Genomic DNA, 24,766 nt, shown 5'->3' on the forward strand with positions numbered 1-24,766 from the left:
TTGCTACTTCGTCAGTTTCTCTATCATCTGAACCAGTACTGCTACCTTCTGGTTCACTTCCAGACTGTCTCCGAATTCCTCCATAGCTTCTTCCATGGCATTTTTCAGGAAATAACTGGTGCTGTCATCCTCTGCTTCATAGAATTTCTTTACCTTTTTTCCATCACTTCCGGTAAATTCTATCATCTGCCTGCTGCCGGACTCACTCTGTTCCATTCCGATGTGTTCAATCTCTGCCTTTAACCGGGCAAGCTCTTCTTCATACTGCTTCAAGGACTCATCCCGCCAGTCTTCCATATAAATATCAAGAACTGCCTTGGAAAGATGTTCTACAATTTCCTGTTCATTGTGGGTCTGCATTCTGGATAAATAGCCCATCAATGCCGTCACCTGATTGCTGGCTAGAAAACTCTTTGCCGCCTTTCCCTGCTCCTCATACCATGCCTTCAAAACACCGGAAAGACTGTCTTCTTTTGCTGCGCCATAGATTTTCTTTGTGACTTCTATTGCCTGCTCATTTTTCTTAAAAAGGAAGGTATCTAAATATTCTTTTCCCTCTTTGATTTGCCGTGCCGTTTCCTTTAAATTCTTTTTCTCTACCAGTCCTGGAAGCTGTTCAAACAGCATTTCCCTTGGGTTCGGCTCCATATTTTTAAGAATCTTACGAAGCCCCTTGATAAATACATAAGCTTCCTCATCCATGCCTTCCGGGCAGGTCTGAAAGGAAACAGCAATCTGCGGCAGACTTCTGTACCACCGTTGCATTGCTCGTACCAATTCATAAAGCCGGTTTCGTTTTCCAATACTCTGATAGGTATCCTGTCCGCAAAAAATTTCTTCTAACTGCTTAATATACTTTTCTTTATTTACCGTTTCCTTTTCCACATAAAGGCTGTAGTTCTCCGGATGTTCTTCTATATTGTCAAATATTTCCGGCGTAATCTCCACTTCACGCTCCTGTAAAAGAATGACCGGTGTATCCTCAAGTTCCGCAATCTGCCTTGCAATATAAATGGGAATGATACCTTCCCTTACTCCATAGCCTTTTCCGGAAAGGCTTTCATAAAGTTCGGAAAAACTGTGCTTTTTCCCGGCACAGCGGTTGATATATTCCATGATTTCCTGTAATACCTGCTGGCTTCCCTCTTCTGCTCTTCCTTCATCCAGTGCCCGTAAGGTTGCCCGGTAAATGGTTGCTTCTGCCGCCGAACCATTCTCCCACTGTGCCATTCCTTTTCCATTTAAAACAGCATCTACAATGGTTCTTCTGGCACGTTTTGTCTGGGACGACACCTTTCTGCGGTTAATCATTTCATTATTAATTTTCGGAGTCAGATTATAGTATTCCTCACAGATTCTACTGAGCGTACGGTTAAATTCACCTACTGATTTACTTTTATTCCTGGATACAATTCCACATAATACTGTGCAGTTTCCATTCTCCGGAAGATAACGCTTTTCTAATGCCGCATTGATTTCATAAATCAAATCTTCTTCATATAGCTGTAATTCCTGCTGCAATACTGCATTTTCTTCTAAAAATGTCTTATCCTCTTTTAACTGCCGGACTGCTATCAGACGCCGGATATTTTCTTCTTCCATTAACGGTTCTCGCGGAATGAGGACTACGACTCGCTCGTCCTTTAACTCCTTCAGATGCTGCCGGACTTTTTCCATATCTGTTGTCTTATCTGCATCCGTCAATGCGATAATCTTTCCGTCTGCGGGTTTCTCTTCAAAAAGATATTCTGCCTTCTTTAAGGCAAGAAACTGCTCTAACTTTTTATATTCATAATGAAAATATCTGGTCATGGTGAATTCCTGATTATACTGCTTTGGCAGGACATAATCTAATTCTGCAATTTCACCTAACACTTTTTCGATATTTACTTTTTTCTGTTTCTGTATTTCTTCCTGAATCTTTTTTTCGATATCTACACCGACATTATTTTTAAAATCATAAGAAGCAGTCCGGTTTCTCCACTGTATTAATTGTGCTTCTTTTAACTGTTTTAATTTTTCTTTTACAATTCCATATTCCAGTCCGCTTGCCAGATAGATGCTTTCATCGTTTACCGGAAGTTCTTCTTCATTTCCCATCATCTTAAGCAATGCCATTACTTTGATAATGTTTTTTTCTTCCTCATACTCTGCCTTTCCAAGGGCATACTCTGCCTTCAGCCATTCCGCATGAATATGGATAAGGTCTGTATTTTCCCGGAATAATCTGGAAAAATAATCATAAACGACTGCCGCACCGATTCCATGGACTTCCTTTTCATCTTCTTCAATCAGGCGTACCAGTGAACCCGGCTCATTATTTGCAAGAAACGTAAACACGCTGCGTTCATTCTGTGCCACTTTTTCGCTGACTCCTAATAACAGATAAACGGTAAGCGGCAGCAAAGGAAAACAGCCTTCCTTTACTACTGTGTCATACTCTTCCTGTTCAAAAAGTGCAGAAATGCAAGGCAGTTGATAGGTATCTTCTAACACCTTTTTCCACTCTGCATTTTTTGCTGCCACACGTCTGCATTCCTCTATATCCTTATGAATGGCGTCCATCACCAGTTCAAAATTATTCTTCGCAGATACTACGAACCGGACTTCTTTTAATCTTCCTTCTACTCCATCAAAAGCATCCTTTATATTTTTTGATAACTGATGTCCATATTCCTTAATACTCTTGTGGGCAACACATACGATATGAATTTCCTCTTTGCCGGAATTTGCCAGCTCACACATGTCCTGCAATACCTTCATATCTCTTGCAAAGGTTGCCTCTTCATGTCCTTCCACATACTTGCTGAACTCATCAAATACAAGGAAAATGCCTGCATAACCGTATTTTTCACATAAAATACGATTGATGCCCTCATAGACCTTCATGGTTTCAATATTTACAATCGGCTGGAACTGGCTGCCGGAGGTCACCTTCGGATAAATTTCCCGGAATGCTTCTAAGGCATCTTCCTGCATTTTATCCATCTGTTTTCTCCACTGTTCAATGAAGCGACCATGCTCTGAATGCATCAGTTCTGCAAACTTCTGATAAGTCTTTGGATAATTTTCCATCCAGTTATCCGCTGCCTTCTCTGCTTCCTTATAATAGCTGTCCGGAACAATGTCGCTAAGTCCTGCATACTGCAATGCTTCTGTCAGTCCTAAGACGAAGGCATCCGAAAGATTCATATTCGAACTGGATACAATAACCGGAAGGAATTTTTTCTCCTGACTCCGGTACTGTTCCACCAATTCTGCTGTTTCTGCATCTAATTTGCTGATTCTTTGAAGCAAATCATTTACCTTTTCATTTTCCGGTGCAGAAAGAATCTGCAACAATACCAGCAGTAAATGTGATTTTCCTTTTCCATAAGGTCCAATCAGAATCGTTGCTTTTTCCTGTTCCTGTCCCATTACGGATTTCAGATATTTTTGCAGAATTAATAAAGATGATTTGGTTGGAATATAACTTTCCAGCTTGGTATCATCCTGCAAATCCAGTTGCAAATTTATAGAATTTTGAAATCTTTTATCTATCTCAACGAAATCTTTCAGTCTCTTCATCTTCATCGTTCCCTTTATTTTTCATAATATAGTTCCGCAACTTCATACGGTCCCCGTTTTTTCTCTTCGTTTTTGTATACCATATCCAGCCCTGCCGTCCGGTTCAGCCGGATATAGCCATAGTTATCCAGTTTATCCAGATATTCATTCAATGCAGCCCGTTTTAACTGCAGGACTTTTCCCGGACCTTTTGCATCTTCCAAAAGGCTTGCAATACTGATGCTGTTCGTTTTATTTTCTTCCCACATCTTTTCGATAAGATACCAGACTGCAAATGAGCTGAGCCGGTTTAAATTCGGCTGGCTCTTCCGGTATTTCCCACCATCCAGCTTTAATAATCCAAGGTGTGCAAAAGGACTGATGCTCTTATCCTCCGGGTCGTAATCCTCCACATGATCCCTGCTATACATCCGGAGTATGGCACTGCAATCATCTGCCAGCGAACGTCTTGGTATCTCTGTCCGTCCCGTTTCCACTGCATATTCCCGCAGCATATAATCTTCCAGTTCTGTTCTTGTAAATTCTTCTGCCTGCAGCGTATTAAAGAAAAGATACCAGCTTGTAACTGCCTCGGCATTTGTCACCAGATTCATATGTACCAGCCAATAGGAAAAATCATCCTCAAAATACGGGTCCTTCTGATATACTAATTGACCAAGTAATTCCAGTTTTACGGCTGCCCTGTTTTCAGTTTTTCCAATGAATCCGGCCGACTGCATCCAGTAACGGATTGCCTTTGCCATATTGGTTCCGACTCCCAAAGCATCTGCCCCGGAGTTTTTACTGAATACCGTTCCATCCTTTTCTGCTGCTGCCAGTCCCTTTGTCAGCCAGCCTTCCCGCAATATAAATGTCTCATGACCTTTCAGTCGAATCTTTTTTATCATTGCTCCCATTCTTCTTACTCTTCCCTTTTTCCTCGTTTTGTTGCCAGCACTTTTCTGATGTAACAGCCACCTACATAATGGTTGACACACTCTCCACAGCGGACACATTTTTCATCCAGAATATGATAGGAAATGCTCCCATCCTTTTCATCCCGGATAACAATCGCATTGTGTTTACAGATACTTTCACAGGCCTTACAGCCCATGCAGAGCTGATATTTGGTCAGCTGGCATTTTATCTTATCTTCCGCTGTTTCCAGATTTTTTGCTCCATCCAGATGCATATCATAAATTGTCACCTTCAGAGTAGTCTTACCAATCCGTCCCTGCAATTTGATTCTTGGATTGCCATTTTTTGTGGTAATAAACACTTCTCCCAAACGCTCATTTCCAAGATTCTTATTGATATATCCAAACGGCCGGAATAACTCATATAATTCTTCTGAAATCGGCCGCTGCAATTCATAATTAAAGCTGTTTTCTTCCAATACACAGGGTTTAAATGATACCACTGCTTTATTGGCATATTCCACGCCATTTCCGCCCTGTCTGGCTTTCCATTTGCCATCCCGGATATAACTTTCTGCATCCGGCTTACCAATCCGTTTTGCAAAGTCAATCAACAATTCCTGCCAGTGCTTTGACTGCTCCGGCATATAAATTCTTGATAAAAATTCTGACCAGGCACTGTTATTCGGGCAGCACCAGCAGCCTACTCTGGTATAACCCCAGCGATATGCGTCATTGAAATCTGTCTTTGTAGTCAGAAGATACAGCCAGATATCAAAGTCCATCCAGTCAATAATCGGCGAAATCGTAATCTGCTTCGTAATCTTCGAGCCTTCTGTCTCCCGCTCATATTTGCTTCTGCTGGCAGACTCACTTCTCCGGATTCCATAGAATGTAATTATTTTATCTTTATCACCAAACAACGCTTTTATCTTCCGCTGGATTGCTCCCGTTTTAAAAATAGTACAGCACCAGCGCATGACACGGCTTGGCGGTCCCATCAGTTCACACAGTTCTTCAAAATTCTTTTCTTTATTTCTCGATGACAGAACCGGTGTCTTCGGATGCTCTTTCTTAAACCGCTCCACATAGTGCATGGTTTCCGGAAATTCCAATGTAGTATCCCCGAAAATATGAAGTATCTTCGGTTCTGATAACGCCCTCATTACAAGACTGGATACCACCGTGGAATCCTTTCCACCGGAAAAAGAGACAAACATATCCTGAATCTTATAATTCTTCGTGCTCTCTCTGATATAACCGGTCGCTTCTGTGGTTATCTCTTCATAACGCTCCCGGTTCTCCTCTAAGAATCTTTTTATATAGGAATCAAAATACTGATAGGTATTCTGTTCTCTCAAATCCTCATACTGCTTACGCACTTCTTCTGCGTCTACTTCTATTAAATCTTTTACAGAAAAGTCAATTCGTTTGCCATTGACATAATATTTATTTCCGGAGCCGTTCCATACCGAATCTTTTAAAAATGCAAATGGCTTTTTCAGCAAAATTTCTAACAGCAATCTTTCCTCCGGAAATACCGGGCGGATATCCGATACCATTCTCCTTGGCTTACTGCCACAGGAACATTTTTTCTGATATAAAGGAATGTTACAGGTATCACACCAGTAAATGTCGGATTTTTCCAGTTCCGCCCGTTCCTTGCATACCGGGCAGACGCTGGTCTGTGTTATGATATTATCTTTCGTGCATCGATATCTTTGCATTTAACTCACCATTTCTTCAATTCTTCCGGTTTCACATTCAAATAGGAACACAATTCCAGAAACTCTGTTGCGTTCAGGCTTTCTTTTGCTCCCACCTGCAGTTTATCCTCCGAAATGGCGGTATCCCGTGCAACCTGTGTTACGGATAAATGATTATCTGCTATGTATATTGCTAATTTTTCTGTTATTGTCTTTGCCATTTTTCTTTCTCTCTTTAAAAGATTCCAACTCATAATATTCTCTGACTCCGGGAATATTTTCTTATAAATAGCATTATATTCTTTCTTAAAGAGAATATCAATATTCATTTTTCCTGTTATCCGAGAATTGTTTGACGTTCAAAATATGTTAGTTTATGATTAAAAAAGAGGTGAAAAAATGAAAAATGCAAAAATCGCAAAAGTATTAAAAGAATATCGCAAACGCAACCAGCTTTCCGTAACGGATGTCTCCATCCAGTTAAGTGAGAAATCTGTCCCGGTAGCGCCAAAAACCATTTATGGCTGGGAAAGCGGTCAGACCCAGCCGGATGCCGATACGCTTTTGCTCTTATGCGAAATATATAAAATCAATGACATTCTTGGAACTTTCGGTTATGACGATTCCGAAAAAATTATTCTGACCAGACATGAAAAAGAATTGATTCTACAATACCGGAAGCACCCGGAAATGCAGGAAGCAATACAGAAATTATTGAATTTATCTTAAAAGTGGTATCTTCCGACAGCAAAAAAATCCCGGATAGCTGATAAAAATGAGATGTTCCTCAAATTATCAGCTATCCGGGATTTTCTATCCCAGTGCCACATCCAGTATCATCATCAGCAGAAATCCTATTGAAAACCATATGGTTGCAATATTCGAATGGCTGCCTGTGGATGCCTCCGGCAGCAATTCCTCGATTACCACATAAATCATGGCGCCTGCTGCAAACGATAACAGATACGGCAGAATCGGAATCACTATGGATGCTGCTGCAATGGTTATAATTGCAGCTATCGGCTCTACAATGCCAGACAATGCACCGTAAAGAAATGCTTTTCCTTTTCCGGTTCCTTCACTGCGAAGCGGCAAGGATATAATTGCCCCCTCCGGGAAATTCTGAATGGCAATACCGATTGCCAGGGCAAGTGCTCCTGTCAAAGTAATATTTCCACTGCCCATCAGAAATCCTGCGAATACTACACCCACTGCCATTCCTTCCGGAATATTATGTAAGGTAACTGCTAGTACCAGCATGGTTGTTTTTTTTAGGTGTGCTTTAATTCCCTCCGGCTCATCACTGTTTAAATGTAAATGCGGAATAATCCTATCCAAAATCAGCAAAAATGCAATTCCAAGGGCAAATCCAACTGCTGCCGGAATAAATGACAACCTTCCCATTTCTTCTGACATTTCCAAAGACGGAATCAATAGCGACCATACCGACGCTGCCACCATGACTCCGGATGCAAATCCCAGCAGGGATTTCTGCACCAGCGGCTTCAACTCCCCAGTCATAAACAGCACACAGGCCGCCCCTAAAAATGTTCCTACAAACGGAATCCAGATATATATTCCAATCATATAAAACCTCCTTTCACACTTGCTATTCTAAAGTAGCATTTCATTATCTTCTTATAAAATTCTTCTCTCATATAGAATTTATCTCATAAAGTTTCTACTCCAGCGTAAGATTCAAGTACCCATTCTTTACCTCATCACAGCCGGTTATCATGCCAAAATCTTCTTTCTGATAGTCCTGTTCTTTTTTATCATTTCCGACTCGTTCTTCTCTTTCAACTGCCGCCAAAGATTTTCTGACTCTGACCGGAACTTTTATCCGAAGACGCTTTAATACCGCCAGCAAATCCTGCTCTGATAAAGTTGTCTCCAATACTTCGATGGCATTTTCCTCTTCCCGGAATAATAAAAGCTCCTCTCTGCCATGGTGCTGCACTTTATAAGCATAACCATCTGCATAGTCATTTTCCAGCAACGCATAAGTGATTGCATCCTTATCCCAGCGGATATAACCATTTCCCATAAAATAATCATCCCGAAGCTGCACATACTCATCCGGTGTCACTGTAAGCAGCCAGTATTCCTGCTGCCCTTTTTCTTCCCCTTTTGCTTCTGCAATTTCATCCGGAAGAATGGTTCGCTCTGCTACGCAAAATGCCATACGGAATCCCAGCTTCTCATAATAGTATATGAGGCTTTCGCTGGCTGGTTCTAAGACAATCGGTGTCTGAAAATGCTGTTTTCCTTTTTCTAACAGCATTTTTGCATAGCCCCTGCCCCGGTATTCCGGCAGGGTTGCTACTGCATAAGCATAATGTACCGGTATCTCACCTTCCCCGGTCACAAGATACGCCTTAAGAAATGTTGTCATTGCCACAGGCTTCTTATCTTCCATACACACCAGCATATTTTCTTCCGTAAACCGGTGCGTGAAATAGAATTCCATATAGTCCTCTTCATCCCCGAAGCACCGATGCCAAATCTCTTTTATCTGTAGAATCATCTCTTTTGTTGCAAACCGTATTTCCATCTTAAATCTCCCGTGCAGTATAATTTTTCAGCAAAATATCAGGATAATAGGATAATTTTGCCTTTCGCAGTCCTTCATCCCCGGCATCATCTTCTCGGTTTACATAACTATACTCCTGACAATTATGCATTACAAACTGCTGGTTAATCATTGGATAAGCACCCTGTATTTCCGGAAATGCTTTTTCAAAATGCACTACATAAGTATCGGAATTTAATCGTTCTCCTATGGTAAATGCTACGATTTCTCCAGCCTTACGCAATATGCCGCCCGCTAAATGCAACTCATCAAAATATTTCATTGCCTGATTCAGGGCACACTGCTCATCACTCATATCCTCATTCCACTTGCAGGCTCTCCGGTCGCACCACTTAAGATTCATATCATAGCATTCCTGCTTATTTTCCGCTGTCATTGGCTCATAACTCCAATCCTCGTCATCTTTAAATCTTGCAATGTGATTTCGTTTGCCATGAAGCTTCTTTCCTGCCAGACTGGTCAGCTTATCCACTGTATAAATATAATCAAAGCTGTCCCTGTTTTCTTCGATCTGAAAAATACCGGAAAAATACGTTTCTAAAAACTCCCGGTCTGCCTCCTCAATACTTTCAATATAGAGCTTGCTGTTATCTTCTTTTGCATGTGTAAGGAGCTGCATAATTGCTGCCTTCTTATCTCCGGCTCCAATTGGGAATGCATAACAGTCTTCCCCTTCTGCATCGAATTTTATCACGCAGCAGCCGCAGACTTCTGCCACTTCCACTTTATATATCACAGACCAGATAAAGTTATTTGCAAAGCTGTATTCGCAGCCCTGTCGGTTATCTTCCCTCAGTTTTTCACTCATCCAGTCTCTGTCATCTATGGTTATTGGTCTAAATTCTATCATATCATCTTCCTCATTCTCTTTTCTTCTTCAATTATTATACCCCAGATTGTCAAATTCTGCTCCTGCCATAAACTACTTGAAACATATTTTCAAGTTTATCGTAACAAAGGATGTGCCTTGGCACATTCTCGCGCCTGCGGCGGTCGCTTGCGACATCTACCTTATACGCCGCAGTGTGCATCCTCGCGGAGCGTTTTTTATTTTACAGGAAAGCAATTTCCTGTAAAGTAAAAAAAAGATTCCCTATTGCCCCTTTCCATCGGTTATGACAATAGCGAACCTTCTCCTTAAATCATGCTATTCCAATATATATTTTACTGTTCTTTACCACCCTGCAATAAATTATCCGCTTCCTCTTCCGGCAATGCAAAAATATCCATCAGATTATTTTTTATTTCAGTTTCTGATATGTTCTTAGCTTTCATTCCGCTTACATACTGATTCAGCAGTTCTAATTTTCCTTCTTCTTTTGCCTCTTCTCTATCTTCAATCCAATCCGACTGTCTTTGCATATACTCTTTCCTCCATTTCTGGTTATCACGGACCCGCTGAACTTCCCGGTCCAGTCGATGCACAAAGTCTGTTTCTATTGTTTTCTTGGACAAGTATTCCAAAAATGCTTTCATCTCTGCGCTGACATCGTTCTGCCGCCCCACTGCGCTCAAAAAGATTTTCCCTGTTCCGTCCCCCAGTTCCAGATTCAAATCCTGTATGCACCGGTTCTCAAAGGAATAAATATGTCTGCCCGCATCAAATGGATCAAAGGTGCAGATAAATATTACATAACTTTTATTTAAGCTCTGATATTCGATTCCCTTATCTGTCTCGTCAATATCTATGATTCCCTGATAATAACGGCTTCGTTTCGGAAGATGCTTTTTCTTTCCTGTCTGCATCTCAATATCATAAATCGTCTGATTCTCATCCGCAGCATACACATCCATACGCACACTTTTGGCATTTGCTGCCACATCCAGAGTTTTCTGCTCCTCCAGATATACAATATCCGCAATCGGAAAGCCCATAATCAGTTCCAGCAATTCCTTGCAAAGAGCCTTGTTCTGCATCACCTTTGCAAACATGAAATCATCGGAAAGTTCCAGTTCCTCATAGCTTTTACATTTTCTTGCCATACACAATAGTTCTCCTTTCATTATAGTAAAAGAGTCCCGACTTGACAACCCAAACCAGTTCGTTTGTTCCAACTCTTTTACCGTCTCTTTTTTACTTTTCATCCTGTTTCTTGGAAATTTTGGCGAAAATGCCAATGAATCTGGGAAATATTCCCGCTCTACGAAATCAAAGCAAATGATTTGCTTTCGATACTGCCATCATACCTGCCACTTCTTAATAAGTCAATATGCCCTTCTGTTATTTCAGAAAAATTTTATAACTGCAAAACCTGCCACTGGCATCTTCTTGCGGATGCCTGGCAACTTAAACTACGAGAAACACGCTTTGCGAGTTTCTCGAGTTATCGCGGTGCTCGCCAAATCTGCATGCAAGCATGCGATTTTTCTCGCTACTCGCGTAAACAAAAAAAAGAAGATTTCTCTGCCTCATTCACAGAAAAATCTCCTTTTCCATCATCTTTTCGATATAGAAAAATCACTCTTTTTCTTTAATCATCTTAAACATCTGAACACGATTTCTGATACCCAGCTTCCGATAGATATTTAAGATATGCTTCTTTAATGTATTTACGCTTATGGACAATTCTTCACAGATGGTATGATTATCCTTTCCCTGCATCAGAAGCTGCAGTATCGTATGCTCCCGCTTTGTCAGTTCATATTTCTCTGTTACTTCTGTTATCGTTAGTTTCTCTGCCCTTTCATCCTTTTGCTGTCCGTCCTTATATAACCGGAATGCCAGATGGTCTTTCAACATGTCCAGAATAAAAATGTCATCATACTGGAAATTATCTTTTCCGATTGTCCGGTAAAAAGTGACAACGCCTAAAAATTCTTTATTTCTTCCCAATATCATCTGGATTGCATAATGCCAGTTATTTGGCCGGTACACCTTCTGATAATATTCTGTCTGTACCCTTTTTTCATCCGATATCATATCTGTTTCCCGGTACACCAGACTCTTTCCGCTATATACAATTCCGCGGTTCGAATTCATTTCATCATACATCGAGGATTCATCATCACAATTATAAGTGACCGGTCTTACCAGATGCCTGCTCTCCTGGCTGTCTGCGAGAAAAAAATCTGCACTGTCAAAATCCAGCACCATCTTCATCTGCTCTAAAAACTGCTCCCGCATAATATCTGCATCTTCCGTCGTATAAATCTTATAAATAATACTATTTAAAATCATCCAGTCATTTGTCTCTAATGTTTTCAATTAATCACCCTCTTTAAGTATTTTTCAGATGTAAAAAGAGGGCATATTCTTTCGAATATACCCTCTTTGGTCTAAAACCATTATATTTTATGGCATTTTAAATTGCAAGTATTATTTTATTTTTATTCATGAAAGATTACATTGCGGTACTTATTCAGTACCCGGAGTAATACACTGCCCAAAATCACACAGGTGATAACTTCTCCGATTCCGACAGTAAGTGCATTAAATGGAATCGACCAGTCAACGCCTTTATATTCTGTAATAAAGCCATAACCATAGCGTAATACAAAAGGTACAATCACCATATTTGCAATAACCGGCGGCCATGTACATGCGAATTTATGCTTTCTTAATGCATAAGTTCCAAACGCTCCAATCAAAGTTGCAATGCTTCCGCACACAACATCCACCGGAATCCCGCCTGTCAGCATATTTGCCAGAAAACATCCCAGCCATAATCCCGGAATTGCTGCAGTCGTAAATACTGGCAGAATACATAATGCTTCTGAAATACGCACCTGAATCGTACCGGATGCCAGTCCTGCAATACTGCTAAGATAAGTCAGTGCCACATAGATTGCTGCAATTAACGCAGCCTGCACAATAAATAATACTTTTTTGTTTCTCATATTCTTTTGTCTCCTCTAGTTTTGTTTTACGAGTGGAAGGTCTCGAACACTCGGTTTCTTCTTCCCCAAAGACCTTGGTTTTACGGGGTACTTGCAACGTTTGAAAGTGTATCACAGAACTCGTCTAATTGCAAGCGATTGTATTCACCCACAAAGAGACCACAAAGAGAGGCTGCCTTTCGGCAACCTCTCTTTGCGCTTAATTATATTTTGTATGAGGAAATGGAAAAAAAGAATTACTTGTATTTTTATTAGCCCTTTACACCACCAAGTGCTACACCTGCTACAATGTATTTTGAAAGGATAAGGTAAGCAATGATTAACGGAAGTACCGTTACGGTAAGACCTACATATACAACACCGTAATCTACACGGAACTGATCAGATGTCAGCATCTGTACAAACAATGGAAGTGTTTTCTTCTCATCAGTTGTTAACATGATGGTTGGGGTAAAGAGGTTATTCCACTGTGCAATAAACTGGAAGATTGCCTGTGTTGCTACTGCCGGTTTCATAATCGGCATGATAATGGTATTGAAAATCCGGAATTCTCTTGCTCCGTCAATTCGTGCAGCTTCAATCATTTCAATGGATAAGGTACTTTCCATATACTGTTTCATGAAGAATACAACTGCCGGTGCTGCGATACAAGGAATAATCAATGGGATATAAGTATCTACCAGATTCAGTTTTAACATAAAACGGTAGAAACCAATGATTGTAATCTGGTTCGGCACCATCATGATTGCCATGATGAACGCCCATGCAAACTTCTTTGCTTTGAAGTTATATACATGAATTCCATAAGCTGTCATACAGGAACAATATACTGCAAGGAAGGTACCTGGTACTGTGATACATAAGGAGTTCAACATTGCTCTTCCTAATGTTAATCTCATACCATTCTGCTTCTGAAGAAGCATGTTCCAGTTCTCCATCAGGTGGGAGGAAGGAATCAAGGATACACCTGCCTGAATATCTCCAGAAGTTCTGGTCGCATTCATAACCATTAAAAGGAATGGCAGTAAACTAAGGAGACAAAAGAGGATACAAATCAAACCTCGGATTGCTCTTTTTGTATGTAATACTTTCGAATAACTTTTCTGTTTTGGCTGGGATGTCTGTCCGCTCATTGCCATATCAAAACTTGCCATTATCGATTCCCTCCTTTCTTATGTTTCTTCTCGCTCCGATCCGTCATCGTTCCGAAGAAGATAAGACTAATAATCAAGGTCAGAATAAACAGGAATACAGATACTGCTGCTGCCTTACCTACATCACTCTGATATAATCTCATGATGTACATTGCCATTGTTGTGGATGAATCATCCGGCTGTCCGATAAGTCCTGACTTACTGACATTGAATAATGCCGGGATATCGTACATCTGTAAACCACCGATTGCGGAAGTAATCAATACGTATAACATAATCGGTTTTAATAATGGAAGTGTTAAATAACGGAATTTCTTCCATCCGGTTGCTCCATCGATATCAGCCGCTTCATAAAGACTTGGGTCAATTCCCAAAACTCCTGATATCAGCAACAGGGTTGTATTTCCATACCACATCCAGAAGAGGATAAATGATATTAATCCCCGCGTTCCGCCGACGCTTGTCATAAAGTTAAATTTCTGTGAAATGATTCCCATATCACGTAAAGTCTGTGTAATTGGTCCATACTGGGAAAACATTGCATTGAATAAAACAGATACAGACGCTGCTGTGATAATACTAGGTAAGTAAATAATAATTTTGTATGCGCCCTGAGCTTTTAATTTTACAATGTTATCAGTCAGCCATACTGCCAGTAACAATGAAACTAAAATCTGTGGAATAAAGTTACATACCCACATTGTCAGTGTATTTTTCAAATAAATCAATGCATATCCTTTTTCACCGGCTGTCAGTCCGAGAATATTTTTGAAATTGTCTAATCCGCAAAATTCAATAAATTCTCTACCGTTTCTCTTATAGTAGCTTAATGTACTATAGTAAAATGTATTAAATAACGGCCATAACTGAAACAGACAATATGCAATGAAGAATGGGGCGATAAAGAAGTATCCATATCTGCCATATTCAATATGTTTACGTTTTTTCTTTTTGTCCATCTTTGCCAACTCCTCTCAATCCATCTTCCATTTCCCTATATTTTAAAATAACTCTCCAATAGTTTTGTTTATAAATGCTGCCCTTCCCATGCCGGAAAGGGCAGCATAGTTATTGTTCTTTTACTGATTATTCAGCTTTTAAGTATGAATAGGAGTCATGTACTGCGGATTTGAAATCTGCGATTGCAGTATCTTTATCCTTGTTTCCTGCTGCATACTCTTTCACCTGAGTAGACCAAGCAGAGTTGATGTTCTGATCTTCTGCTGTTGCATTCTTAGCACTGATGGAATCAGCCATTGGTAAGTAGAATGCCATGATATCCTGACCAGCTGCTTCATATAAGTAGTCACATGTTGCGCCTGCTTCAGAAATCTTCTTAACAGCTTCTTTGTTGTTTACGAAATCACTGTTCTTTGCATTGATAGATACCATGAAGTCTGTGTCACAGGTAAATGCTTTGATAATTGTTCCAGCCATTTCTTTGTCTGCACAGTTAGCTGTTGCTGCAAGTCCTGTACCACCCCAGTAGAACTGTTCCGGAGCATTTACAAGGATTGTGTTACCTTTCCAGGTATCTTTTAAGCTCCAGTATGTGAACCATGGGCATCCACAGTAAGCAACTGCTGCATTAGATGTCTCGCCGTCACCTTCCATGTTTGCATACCAGTCTGTTGACCACTGGTCTGTTTCATAGGTTAATCCTTCGTCTACCATTGTCTTAGCAAGTTCCATATACTGTGTCATGTTATCATCAACAGAAATAACATCGTCATCGCCATACCAGCCGGTTGCTCTTGAGTTAGAAAGTACACGGAAGCACTCATCATAACCGGAGAACAGTTTACATTTTCCATTAGATGCATCATTTACTTTTCTTGCTGCATCAAGAACACCATCCCATGTAGAGAACATTGTGCTTAATTCATTTACATCAGTTGTTCCAAGATATTTCTCACAAAGGTCTGCTCTTAACTGGAAACATCCAGGAGTAGCCTGCCAGAATAATGCTTTTACATTGTTTGCATCAGAAGAATCTTCGCCGGATACAGTTCCAAGATCCAGATTGTACTGATACTGATTTGCATAATCATCTGCTGTAATTCCACAGTCACCAACTGAGGTCAGCCAGTCACTGTTTACATATTTCAAAACGTAGTCAACCTCAAGTCCCATCAGGTCTGGATACAATTCATTATCAGGATCATCTAAGATTTCATCAATCTTTGTCTGATAATAATCAGATCCACCTGCATTTACGAATACGATACGTTTTGCAAGGTCTGGGTACTGCTCTGCAAACGGTCCATCCAAAATGTTCTTGATGTCATCGTTCCAGCCCCATACTACGAATGCATCATCTGCACTTGGATCACCGGTGATGGTGTTCTCTACTTCTGTAGAATCAGAACCACTGTCTGTGTCCGTATCTGCATCTGCTGTTCCTTCTGTGTTGGATGTATCATTGTTCGCATCCTTTGTGTCATCCCCTGATCCACATCCAGCTACCATAGCTGCTACCATGGATACGCATAATAAAGTACTGATAAGTTTCTTTTTCATTGAGTTCTCCTCCTTCTCATTTTTCATCCTCTTCGGATGTTGTTTCAGGCAGTTCTCCTACCGACTGGCCGGTAATCAATGTGCCCTCTATAACGACTCTCTCTATGAGAGTAGTTCTCGGTTTCTCGATGGCATCAATCAGACGCCGTGCTGCTTCTCTTCCTATTTCTTCTGTATCCTGACGAATCGTTGTGATTCTCGGATGAGATAACTGGGAAATTCTTGTTCCGTCATATCCTGCAATAGAAACATCTTCCGGGATATGCATCCCACGTTCCATAATCACGTTTTTTCCTCCGATTAAAGAGGTGTCATCCGGATAAAGAATACAGGTTGGCGGGTCATCCATATCAAGTAAAATTTCTGTCTGCTCCGCCGCTCCCCTTGTTTCCAGATAAGCAGCTTCCCGAATGTAATCTTCATTTACCTTAATATGAAGTTCTTCCATCGTCCGGTAAAAGCTTGTAAGTCTTTCTCTTGTTACATTCGAGTTTTTCTGTCCATGTATGTAAGCAATTTTTCGGTGACCCTTCTTATATATATACTTCAGCAGCTCTTCCATTCCTTTTACATTATTGGAACAAACTGCTGTGCAATTGTAATGTGTATAATCAATGGTCACTACCGGGAATGCACTGTTCATTAATTCAAGCACTCCCTGGCTGGCAAAATCAGCACACACGATAACGATTCCTTCAAAGTTCCGGTATCTGCAATGTTCAAAAAATGAGGTTTTCTTTACTCCGTAACTGTTGTTGATAAATGTTACATCATATCCCATCTTCTCAACCTGCACCTTAATTCCATTTAGCACACCTGAAAAATATTCATGTGTCAGACCACTTCCTGCTTCTTCCTGAAACAGGACTCCTACATTGTAGGAACGGTTGGTCTTTAATGCTCTGGCAGCTGCATTTGGAAAATACCCCATCCGCTCTGCTGTCTCTCTTACTCTTGCTTTTGTTTCTTCTCCAATATCATGTTGTCCATTCAGTGCTTTGCTAACTGTTGCAGTTGATACACCACATTCTTTCGCAATGTCTTTTAAAGATACCATCTTTTGCACCTCACTGTTTTGAGTTGCTTTTCTTAATCGTTTTCGTAGCTTTATCATAACATATCCAGTGTGAAATGCAACTATTTTTTGTATATTTGTAACAGTTATCCAGTTTTAAGTCGTCAGTTTTGTGCATTTTTTACTAATCTTGTTTTCTTTCTTCTATATTAAGTCGATTTTTTTCTTTCTCTTTACTTAATCGTTATCACTCTGTGTTTTCGATTCATATGACAAAAAGCTGTCATTTTCGCTCTTTTCTCCTAAAATGCATACTTTCTTCAATATTTCTGTTGCTTTTTCCTGATTCTTATATTATACTCAACCTAAAGAAATACCTCTCTTAATCGTTTTCGGACTTATTGTATTTAAGGAGGTTATTTAATTATGAAATTTGGACATTTCGATGATGCAGCAAAAGAATATGTCATCACTTCCCCAAAGACTCCACTTCCATGGATCAACTATTTAGGATGTGAAGATTTCTTTTCACTGGTTTCTAACACCTGCGGAGGATACAGTTTCTATAAAGATGCCAAGCTCCTTCGTCTTACAAGATATCGTTACAACAATATTCCTTATGACAGCAATGGACATTATTACTATATCAAAGATGGTGACACCATCTGGAATCCGGGATGGATGCCAGCCAAGACTGAATTAGATTCCTATCAGTGCCGGCATGGATTAGGCTACTCTGTTTTTGAAGGAAGCAAAAATCAGTTATCCGCAGAGCTGACCATGTTTGTTCCTATGGGAAATACCTGTGAGATTAACAAACTGACACTGACCAACCACGGCAGCGAACACAAAGAAATTTCCGTATTCTCTTATGTAGAATTCTGTCTGTGGAATGCCATGGATGATATGACAAACTTCCAGCGTAACTTCAGTACTGGTGAAGTGGAAATTCACGGCTCTGCCCTTTATCATAAGACAGAATACCGCGAACGCCGTAATCATTATGCGGTATATGCTGTAAATACCCAGCTTGCCGGATTCGATACCGACCGTGAATCTTTCCTTGGTGCTTATGGCGAAAATTCCGCGCCGGAAGTTGTCATAAACGGAACCTCTAAGAACTCTGTAGCAAGCGGCTGGTCTCCGATTGGTTCCCACCATATCAAGGTTTCTCTTGCACCGGGCGAATCAAAATCCTTTGTTTTTGTACTGGGTTATGTAGAGAATCCGGTTGCCGAGAAATGGGATGGTCCTGCTGAAAACGGATGCATCAACAGAAAACCGGCAGAAGAATTATTAAAACGTTTTGATACCACAGAAAAAGCTGACGCTGCTTTAGCAGAATTAAAAGAATACTGGAATAATCTTTTAAACCACTTTACCGTATCTTCTTCCGAAGAGAAGTTAGACCGTATGGTAAACATCTGGCATCAGTACCAGTGTATGGTTACCTTTAATATGTCACGTTCCGCTTCCTATTTCGAATCCGGAATTGGACGAGGCATGGGCTTCCGTGATTCCTGTCAGGATCTTTTAGGATTTGTTCATCTGATTCCGGACCGTGCAAGACAGCGTATTTTAGATATCGCATCTACCCAGTTTGAGGATGGAAGTGCTTACCATCAGTATCAGCCACTTACCAAAAAAGGAAATGCTGATATCGGAAGCGGATTCAATGATGACCCGTTATGGCTCATTGCCGGTACTGCTGCTTATATCAAGGAGACCGGAGATTACTCCATTTTAGATGAAATCACTCCTTATGATAATGACGAAAGCAAAGCAACCGATTTTATGGAACATTTAAGACGTTCCTTCAACTATACCAGAACACACTTAGGACCACATGGACTTCCTCTGATTGGACGTGCTGACTGGAATGACTGTCTGAACTTAAACTGCTTCTCAGAAGAGCCGGGTGAATCCTTCCAGACCTTCGGACCATCTGAGGGACCAAATGCAGAGTCTGTATTTATCGCAGGCATGTTTGTAAAATATGGTAAAGATTATGTAGAAATCTGCAAACACAGAGGTCTGGAAGAAGAAGCCAAAGAAGCGGAAGAAGCAATTGCTTCCATGGAAAAAACCGTTCTCGATGCCGGCTGGGATGGCGAATGGTTCTTAAGAGCTTACGACCACTACAAACAGAAAATCGGTTCCAAAGAATGTGACGATGGTAAAATCTTTATCGAGCCGCAGGGATTCTGTGTTATGGCAGAAATCGGACTGAAAGAAGGCAATTGTCTTCAGGCAATGCAGTCTGTTGAAAAATACTTAGATACCAAATACGGTATTGTACTGCTGCAGCCACCTTATCACAAATACCATGTAGAGCTCGGTGAAATTTCTTCCTATCCACCTGGATACAAAGAAAATGCAGGTATCTTCTGTCACAACAATCCATGGATTTCCATTGCAGAAACAGTCGTTGGACGTGGCGACCGTGCATGGCAGGTATACACCAGAACCTGTCCTGCTTATATCGAAGATATCAGCGAAATCCACCGCACTGAGCCATATGTGTACTCTCAGATGATTGCCGGAAAAGATGCGCCAAACTTCGGTGAAGCAAAGAACAGCTGGCTTACCGGTACTGCTGCATGGACTTTCCTTGATGTATCCCAGTATATCTTAGGTATCCGTCCGGATTATGATGGTCTTGTAATTGACCCATGTATTCCATCTACTTTATCCGGTTTTACCGCAAAACGTGATTTCCGTGGTGTAACTTATCACATTCAGGTAAAGAATCCAAATGGCGTACAGAAAGGTGTCAAGGTTCTTACAGTAGATGGTGCTATTGCTGATGGCAATATAATTCCATTTGATCCGTCTAAGAAAGAAGTTACTGTTGAAGTAATTATGGGTTAAGCAAAATACCTCCCTTTATTTATCTTATATAAAATCAATCCATGATTCAAAAGAAGGGCGTATGAAAAACGAAAGTTTTTTCATACGCCCTTCTTCTATATACTTCTTTTATAACCTGCTGCTCTTACAATTCACAGGTATTAACGGTTCTTGGGAACGGAATGACATCACGGATGTTTGCCATACCGGTAAGATACATAACGCATCTTTCAAATCCAAGTCCGAAGCCTGCATGTCTTGCAGAACCATATTTACGTAAATCAAGATAGAAGCTGTAATCTTCCTCTTTTAATCCAAGTTCATGGATTCTTTCTAATAATTTATCGTAGTCATCCTCTCTCTGGCTTCCTCCGATAATTTCTCCGATTCCTGGCACCAGACAGTCAACTGCTGCAACTGTCTTGCCATCCTCATTGAGTTTCATATAGAAGGCTTTGATTTCCTTTGGATAATCTGTTACAAATACCGGTCTCTTGAAAACCTGCTCTGTTAAGAAACGCTCATGCTCGGTCTGAAGGTCACAGCCCCAGGATACCTTATAATCAAATTTATCATTATTTTTCTCCAGAAGTTCAATGGCTTCTGTATAAGTCACTCTTGCGAAATCGGAATGTAATACATTATTCAGCCGTTCAATCAGTCCCTTGTCTACGAAGGAATTAAAGAACTGCATTTCTTCCGGTGCATGTTCCATAACATAGGAAATAATATATTTCAGCATACTCTCTGCCAGTACCATGTCATCTTCCAGATCTGCAAATGCAATTTCCGGCTCAATCATCCAGAACTCTGCAGCATGTCTTGTAGTATTGGAATTCTCTGCCCTGAAGGTTGGTCCAAAGGTATAAATATTTTTGAACGCCAGTGCAAAGGTCTCTCCGTTTAACTGTCCACTTACGGTAAGATTGGTTGGTTTTCCAAAGAAATCCTGTGTATAATCAATGCTTCCGTCTTCCTTGTGTGGAATGTTATTTAAGTCCATGGTAGTAACCTGGAACATTTCTCCCGCACCCTCACAGTCACTTCCGGTAATCAGCGGAGTGTGTACATAGACAAAGTCCCTCTCCTGGAAGAACTTATGAATTGCATATGCAATCAGGGAACGTACACGGAATACTGCCTCAAAGGTATTGGTACGTGGTCTTAAATGTGAAATAGTTCTTAAATATTCGAAGCTGTGACGTTTCTTCTGTAACGGATAATCCGGTGCAGATGCGCCTTCAATTACGATTTCCTCTGCCTGAATTTCAAATGGCTGTTTTGCTTCCGGTGTAGCTTCCAGCACTCCGGTAACAACAATAGCTGCACCAACATTAATTTTGGTAAGCTCCTGAAAATTCTCCAGTCCGTCTGCATATACTACCTGCAGTGGTTCAAAGAAAGTTCCGTCATTTACTACGATAAATCCGAAGTTTTTAGAATTACGGTTACTTCTTACCCAGCCTCCGACGGTAATCTTCTTACCTACATAATCTTCCTGATGGTGAAATAAATCTCTGATGTCAACAAGTTCCATTTTTCTATCCCCCTTAGATAAAAATTTTTCTAATCCTTTTTAGTTTTCTGTATTTAATTCAGTATCTGTAACATTTTCTGTTCCTGCCTCATCTTCAACAGTTGCACTGTCAACTACTTTCTGAAGTGCCAGATTGCATACATATACTTTCTTTAAATATTCTTTTCCGCTGTCTGCGCTCAATCCATATGATTTGTATAATGTGGATTCATCGCTGTAGCTGTAATTGCTCATAAGATTTCCAACGTAGCTGTCAAAGCCATCCTGGTCAAACTCAATGCCTTCCTTTTCTGCAATTGCCTCTAAAATCATCTGTGTCTTAAGATCTGATGTCACTTCGTCAGTTACATTGCTTACAAATTCATCATAATCCTGATTTGCTGTATTTTCCACATAATCCTTAAGGCTGCTTCCATCGCTGCAGTAATAGGATTCATACTGTGCCATTACTTCTTCCATACGGGCATCCAGAAGTCCATCCGGAAGTTCCTTTACGGTACATACCTCTCCTAACTTGTCCATTACTGCAGAACGGATTGCAGATTTCTTAGAGGATTCCTTAGAAGATTCCAGATAATTGCGTGCATCTGCCTTCATCTCATCTACCGTATCATAGCCAAGGCTGGCCTTAGCATTGACATATGCCACATATTCATCTGTCATATTGTCATAAGTAATATCCTGCTTCTCAACAATTTTATTGATGGTTACATTAAACACAACCGCCTGTCCTGCCAGGTCTGTATTTTTATAGCTTTCCGGAAATGTAAGATTCAAGGTTACTTTATCCCCTACTTTTGCACCAATCAGTCCTTCTTCGAAGCCGTCAATAAACGTATTGCTTCCAATCTCTAAGACCGTATCTGTTGCAGTTCCACCACTGAATGCCACGCCATCTTTTAATCCTTCATAATCGATATTTACAGCATCTCCATCCTCTACCACTGTTTTATCCGTATCTGCATAGTACGGATAGTTGGTAATTACGCTATTCTCAATAAAAGTCTTCACATCATCATCACTTACGGAATAATCGTCTGTCAAAGCTACTGATAATCCCATATAATCGCCCAGTTCCACATAATCAAGCGGGTCAAAATCAATTGCCGCACTGGATACCACTTCTGTGCTCTCTGTATTCTCTACCGATTCACTTTTCTTGTCTTTTCCACAGCCAGTTACTGAAAATGCCAGTGTCAGGCATAACAATACTGCTACTAATTTCTTCTTCATGTTTATTTCCCTTCTGTCTTTCATTCAAAGGCTGGATTTTTCCAGTCAGTCATACTTTCTAAAGATACCACATTTTCACCGAAAATAAAAGCATTTCATAGAATTTTTCGCATTTGCAGGTTGTCAATCCTGCCAATCAATGATACAATCATATTTGGATTTTACTTAAGGAGGTTTTCATCGTGCCAAAATTTGCGATTGTATTATTAACAATACTGATTATTATGATTATTGCCCTGATTGTTCTTTATTTTGTGGGCAAACGAGCTCAGAAAAAGAAAGAAGAACAGGATGCCCAGATTGCAGCAGCAGCACAGACCATTTCCATGCTGATTATCGATAAGAAGAAGATGCGGCTTAAAGATTCCGGTCTTCCGGCAAATGTCATTGCCCAGACTCCGAAAATGCTCCGCCGTTCCAAACTTCCAATCGTCAAAGCAAAGGTTGGTCCAAAGGTTATGACTTTAATCTGTGACGGACAGATTTTTGATTCCGTTCCGGTTAAGAAGGAAGTAAAAGCTACTGTCAGCGGGCTTTACATTACCGCAGTAAAAGGAATGCGTGGTCCTATCGAAGCACCTGCCAAAAAGAAAAAAGGCTTTATGGCAAAGTTAAAAGAAAAAGCTGGTAAATAAAATAACTTGAGCTGGGTTTTCACCCAGCTCTATTTTTATACATCCAGCTACGCAAGACTGAATTCGCCTTTTTCTTTTGATGCAATCTTCATCTTAATGGTACAGTCTGCCAGGTGCTCATAGTTTACCTCCAATGCATAATCTATCTGCACATCAATACAATGTTCTGTCTCTTCCACTTTAATATCCTTTGCATCAATTCCAACCAGAAGATTTCCAAATGGCGTTCCATAATAAGACATATTTTTCCGGTTCTTTTCAAAGACCATATGTACATTGGAAACTCCTTTTTTTGTAATATCAATACAGTTTTCCTGCATCTTGATTATATTCTTTGTGCTGCCTTCAAAACCTTCATTTACTTCTTCATACAACACATAATGTTTTCCGTTTTTCTGGTAATAATCCCCTACCGTAATCACTTCAACTGGCTCTGCTTCTCCTTCTGCCGGCATCTGTAATCCGCTGATTGATACAATTACATCTTTTGTCATCTAATCCGCTCCTTCTATAGAAATCCAGGTCAGTATAGCACTATTTATCCCAGAAATCCAGCCATTTCCATGAAATCTTATAATTCTTCTCTTCCATCAGAGACTGATATTCCGTCTCACTCAAGGTATCCTTCAATACCTTTTCTGATTTACCATCCACAACCTCATAGACACTTCCTTCAAAGCACATATTCGGATACATGACACACCACCAGTTATGTCCCATGCCTGCTCCGATAATCACTTCCAGTGCCTGATAAGTTCCCGCCGGGAACGTATAACTGCCATAGGTCTTTACCGGGAACTCCACGGAAGATAATTTCACCTCTACCGGATAATCATAGCCCTCCTGCCGGATGACTTCTTTTGCAATATGTATAATTTCCGGGAAGTGTTCTCTTGCAATCCGGCTGCTTTCTTCGGCTGTCTTAGCATCCTGCAAAAGTTCTCCCATCTCTTTTCCAACCGCATCCCGCACCTTAAGTTTCAGTTTCTGGTCTTCATCTCCGTCACTGTTTGCCCTGACATGGAAACGCAGAATCTTTTCTGCAATGTCCTCCTGCATTCTTCGCCCCTCATAAGCCTTTTTCGCACTGCCTGCCGTAAATACCAACAGTAATAACAGCATGCCATAGAACAACGCCCTTTTTAAATACAATTTTTTTCGGTTATATTCTTTCATGGTAAAACTCCTTTTCATGTTTCTGATTTCTTATTTCTGCTTTTCCT

21 protein-coding genes are annotated in these 24,766 nt (G+C 40.5%); 3 read left to right on the forward strand and 18 right to left on the reverse strand.

The window, feature by feature from the left end:
- Nucleotides 1–3: 3 nt before the first annotated feature.
- From DWW33_RS07910 to DWW33_RS07925, 4 genes are read right to left on the reverse strand one after another with little or no spacing between them, the layout of a single operon-like run.
- The gene (locus DWW33_RS07910) at nucleotides 4–3,567 is read right to left on the reverse strand and encodes a hypothetical protein (RefSeq protein ID WP_118639221.1); all 3,564 of its coding nucleotides are present in this window, start codon (nucleotides 3,565–3,567) and stop codon (nucleotides 4–6) included.
- 14 nt (nucleotides 3,568–3,581) lie between these two features.
- Nucleotides 3,582–4,463, reverse strand: a complete 882-nt coding sequence (locus DWW33_RS07915) for a DUF4007 family protein (protein ID WP_158577466.1) — start codon at nucleotides 4,461–4,463, stop codon at nucleotides 3,582–3,584.
- 5 nt (nucleotides 4,464–4,468) lie between these two features.
- Nucleotides 4,469–6,190, reverse strand: a complete 1,722-nt coding sequence (locus DWW33_RS07920; protein WP_118639223.1) for a phosphoadenosine phosphosulfate reductase domain-containing protein — start codon at nucleotides 6,188–6,190, stop codon at nucleotides 4,469–4,471.
- A 5-nt stretch (nucleotides 6,191–6,195) separates the two neighbouring features.
- The gene (locus tag DWW33_RS07925; RefSeq protein ID WP_118639224.1) at nucleotides 6,196–6,498 is read right to left on the reverse strand and encodes a helix-turn-helix domain-containing protein; all 303 of its coding nucleotides are present in this window, start codon (nucleotides 6,496–6,498) and stop codon (nucleotides 6,196–6,198) included.
- A gap of 70 nt (nucleotides 6,499–6,568) precedes the next feature.
- Here DWW33_RS07925 and DWW33_RS07930 point away from each other — a divergent pair, with 70 nt between their 5' ends.
- Nucleotides 6,569–6,898, forward strand: a complete 330-nt coding sequence (locus DWW33_RS07930) for a helix-turn-helix domain-containing protein (protein WP_118639225.1) — start codon at nucleotides 6,569–6,571, stop codon at nucleotides 6,896–6,898.
- Between the two features lie 84 nt (nucleotides 6,899–6,982).
- On the opposite strand, the gene DWW33_RS07935 is transcribed toward DWW33_RS07930, so the two are convergent.
- The 10 genes from DWW33_RS07935 to DWW33_RS07980 form a co-directional block, all read right to left on the reverse strand.
- The gene (locus DWW33_RS07935; protein WP_118639226.1) at nucleotides 6,983–7,756 is read right to left on the reverse strand and encodes a ZIP family metal transporter; all 774 of its coding nucleotides are present in this window, start codon (nucleotides 7,754–7,756) and stop codon (nucleotides 6,983–6,985) included.
- A 94-nt stretch (nucleotides 7,757–7,850) separates the two neighbouring features.
- A complete protein-coding gene (locus DWW33_RS07940; protein WP_118639227.1) occupies nucleotides 7,851–8,723 on the reverse strand; it encodes a GNAT family N-acetyltransferase in 873 nt (290 codons plus the stop codon).
- Nucleotide 8,724: 1 nt separating this feature from the next.
- On the reverse strand, nucleotides 8,725–9,612 hold the full coding sequence (locus DWW33_RS07945) for a DUF2156 domain-containing protein (protein WP_118639228.1): 888 nt from the start codon (nucleotides 9,610–9,612) through the stop codon (nucleotides 8,725–8,727).
- A gap of 314 nt (nucleotides 9,613–9,926) precedes the next feature.
- The gene (locus DWW33_RS07950) at nucleotides 9,927–10,745 is read right to left on the reverse strand and encodes an Rpn family recombination-promoting nuclease/putative transposase (RefSeq protein WP_158561535.1); all 819 of its coding nucleotides are present in this window, start codon (nucleotides 10,743–10,745) and stop codon (nucleotides 9,927–9,929) included.
- A 475-nt stretch (nucleotides 10,746–11,220) separates the two neighbouring features.
- Nucleotides 11,221–11,967: a helix-turn-helix domain-containing protein gene (locus tag DWW33_RS07955; RefSeq protein WP_118057304.1), complete on the reverse strand. Its 747-nt coding sequence runs from the start codon at nucleotides 11,965–11,967 to the stop codon at nucleotides 11,221–11,223.
- Nucleotides 11,968–12,089: 122 nt separating this feature from the next.
- Nucleotides 12,090–12,599 carry a QueT transporter family protein gene (locus DWW33_RS07960; RefSeq protein WP_022243700.1) on the reverse strand — a complete coding sequence of 170 codons (510 nt, stop codon included), beginning with the start codon at nucleotides 12,597–12,599 and terminating at the stop codon, nucleotides 12,090–12,092.
- Nucleotides 12,600–12,850: 251 nt separating this feature from the next.
- Complete coding sequence (locus DWW33_RS07965) at nucleotides 12,851–13,753, reverse strand: carbohydrate ABC transporter permease (protein ID WP_022243701.1); 903 nt, start codon at nucleotides 13,751–13,753, stop codon at nucleotides 12,851–12,853.
- A complete protein-coding gene (locus DWW33_RS07970; RefSeq protein WP_117697995.1) occupies nucleotides 13,753–14,712 on the reverse strand; it encodes a carbohydrate ABC transporter permease in 960 nt (319 codons plus the stop codon). The genes DWW33_RS07965 and DWW33_RS07970 overlap by 1 nt, the downstream gene beginning before the upstream one ends.
- Before the next feature lie 127 nt (nucleotides 14,713–14,839).
- Entirely contained in the window at nucleotides 14,840–16,273 is a 1,434-nt protein-coding gene (locus tag DWW33_RS07975; protein ID WP_147340207.1) for a hypothetical protein, read from the reverse strand.
- Nucleotides 16,274–16,289: 16 nt separating this feature from the next.
- Entirely contained in the window at nucleotides 16,290–17,330 is a 1,041-nt protein-coding gene (locus DWW33_RS07980) for a LacI family DNA-binding transcriptional regulator (protein ID WP_117947540.1), read from the reverse strand.
- Between the two features lie 384 nt (nucleotides 17,331–17,714).
- Here DWW33_RS07980 and DWW33_RS07985 point away from each other — a divergent pair, with 384 nt between their 5' ends.
- Nucleotides 17,715–20,159 (forward strand): GH36-type glycosyl hydrolase domain-containing protein, encoded by a 2,445-nt coding sequence (locus DWW33_RS07985; RefSeq protein WP_118639229.1) that lies wholly within the window; start codon nucleotides 17,715–17,717, stop codon nucleotides 20,157–20,159.
- Nucleotides 20,160–20,283: 124 nt separating this feature from the next.
- On the opposite strand, the gene asnS is transcribed toward DWW33_RS07985, so the two are convergent.
- Both asnS and tig read right to left on the reverse strand, forming a co-directional pair.
- A complete protein-coding gene (asnS, locus tag DWW33_RS07990) occupies nucleotides 20,284–21,675 on the reverse strand; it encodes an asparagine--tRNA ligase (RefSeq protein ID WP_117697991.1) in 1,392 nt (463 codons plus the stop codon).
- 39 nt (nucleotides 21,676–21,714) lie between these two features.
- Nucleotides 21,715–22,908 (reverse strand): trigger factor, encoded by a 1,194-nt coding sequence (gene tig / locus DWW33_RS07995; RefSeq protein ID WP_158561839.1) that lies wholly within the window; start codon nucleotides 22,906–22,908, stop codon nucleotides 21,715–21,717.
- A 224-nt stretch (nucleotides 22,909–23,132) separates the two neighbouring features.
- Here tig and DWW33_RS08000 point away from each other — a divergent pair, with 224 nt between their 5' ends.
- On the forward strand, nucleotides 23,133–23,543 hold the full coding sequence (locus DWW33_RS08000) for a hypothetical protein (RefSeq protein ID WP_117698024.1): 411 nt from the start codon (nucleotides 23,133–23,135) through the stop codon (nucleotides 23,541–23,543).
- A gap of 47 nt (nucleotides 23,544–23,590) precedes the next feature.
- On the opposite strand, the gene DWW33_RS08005 is transcribed toward DWW33_RS08000, so the two are convergent.
- Nucleotides 23,591–24,037: a DUF1934 domain-containing protein gene (locus tag DWW33_RS08005; protein ID WP_118057301.1), complete on the reverse strand. Its 447-nt coding sequence runs from the start codon at nucleotides 24,035–24,037 to the stop codon at nucleotides 23,591–23,593.
- Nucleotides 24,038–24,077: 40 nt separating this feature from the next.
- Nucleotides 24,078–24,719 (reverse strand): stage II sporulation protein R, encoded by a 642-nt coding sequence (gene spoIIR / locus DWW33_RS08010; protein WP_243088592.1) that lies wholly within the window; start codon nucleotides 24,717–24,719, stop codon nucleotides 24,078–24,080.
- Nucleotides 24,720–24,766: the final 47 nt, after the last annotated feature.

It is taken from the genome of Roseburia sp. AF15-21 (assembly GCF_003479505.1).
Classification (GTDB): Bacteria; Bacillota; Clostridia; order Lachnospirales; family Lachnospiraceae; genus Roseburia_C; species Roseburia_C amylophila.

Excerpts from the sequence above, each read along its gene's own strand:
- DWW33_RS07920 (WP_118639223.1), bottom strand. The coding sequence starts at position 6,190 with ATGCAAAGATATCGATGCACGAAAGATAATATCATAACACAGACCAGC.
- DWW33_RS07970 (WP_117697995.1), bottom strand. The coding sequence starts at position 14,712 with ATGGACAAAAAGAAAAAACGTAAACATATTGAATATGGCAGATATGGA.
- DWW33_RS07925 (WP_118639224.1), bottom strand. The coding sequence starts at position 6,498 with ATGAATATTGATATTCTCTTTAAGAAAGAATATAATGCTATTTATAAG.
- spoIIR (WP_243088592.1), bottom strand. The coding sequence starts at position 24,719 with ATGAAAGAATATAACCGAAAAAAATTGTATTTAAAAAGGGCGTTGTTC.
- DWW33_RS08005 (WP_118057301.1), bottom strand. The coding sequence starts at position 24,037 with ATGACAAAAGATGTAATTGTATCAATCAGCGGATTACAGATGCCGGCA.
- DWW33_RS07985 (WP_118639229.1), top strand. The coding sequence starts at position 17,715 with ATGAAATTTGGACATTTCGATGATGCAGCAAAAGAATATGTCATCACT.
- DWW33_RS07975 (WP_147340207.1), bottom strand. The coding sequence starts at position 16,273 with ATGAAAAAGAAACTTATCAGTACTTTATTATGCGTATCCATGGTAGCA.
- DWW33_RS07915 (WP_158577466.1), bottom strand. The coding sequence starts at position 4,463 with ATGGGAGCAATGATAAAAAAGATTCGACTGAAAGGTCATGAGACATTT.
- DWW33_RS08000 (WP_117698024.1), top strand. The coding sequence starts at position 23,133 with ATGATTATTGCCCTGATTGTTCTTTATTTTGTGGGCAAACGAGCTCAG.
- DWW33_RS07965 (WP_022243701.1), bottom strand. The coding sequence starts at position 13,753 with ATGGCAAGTTTTGATATGGCAATGAGCGGACAGACATCCCAGCCAAAA.
- DWW33_RS07950 (WP_158561535.1), bottom strand. The coding sequence starts at position 10,745 with ATGGCAAGAAAATGTAAAAGCTATGAGGAACTGGAACTTTCCGATGAT.
- DWW33_RS07930 (WP_118639225.1), top strand. The coding sequence starts at position 6,569 with ATGAAAAATGCAAAAATCGCAAAAGTATTAAAAGAATATCGCAAACGC.
- DWW33_RS07935 (WP_118639226.1), bottom strand. The coding sequence starts at position 7,756 with ATGATTGGAATATATATCTGGATTCCGTTTGTAGGAACATTTTTAGGG.
- DWW33_RS07940 (WP_118639227.1), bottom strand. The coding sequence starts at position 8,723 with ATGGAAATACGGTTTGCAACAAAAGAGATGATTCTACAGATAAAAGAG.
- DWW33_RS07960 (WP_022243700.1), bottom strand. The coding sequence starts at position 12,599 with ATGAGAAACAAAAAAGTATTATTTATTGTGCAGGCTGCGTTAATTGCA.
- DWW33_RS07980 (WP_117947540.1), bottom strand. The coding sequence starts at position 17,330 with ATGGTATCTTTAAAAGACATTGCGAAAGAATGTGGTGTATCAACTGCA.
- DWW33_RS07910 (WP_118639221.1), bottom strand. The coding sequence starts at position 3,567 with ATGAAGAGACTGAAAGATTTCGTTGAGATAGATAAAAGATTTCAAAAT.
- DWW33_RS07945 (WP_118639228.1), bottom strand. The coding sequence starts at position 9,612 with ATGATAGAATTTAGACCAATAACCATAGATGACAGAGACTGGATGAGT.
- tig (WP_158561839.1), bottom strand. The coding sequence starts at position 22,908 with ATGAAGAAGAAATTAGTAGCAGTATTGTTATGCCTGACACTGGCATTT.
- asnS (WP_117697991.1), bottom strand. The coding sequence starts at position 21,675 with ATGGAACTTGTTGACATCAGAGATTTATTTCACCATCAGGAAGATTAT.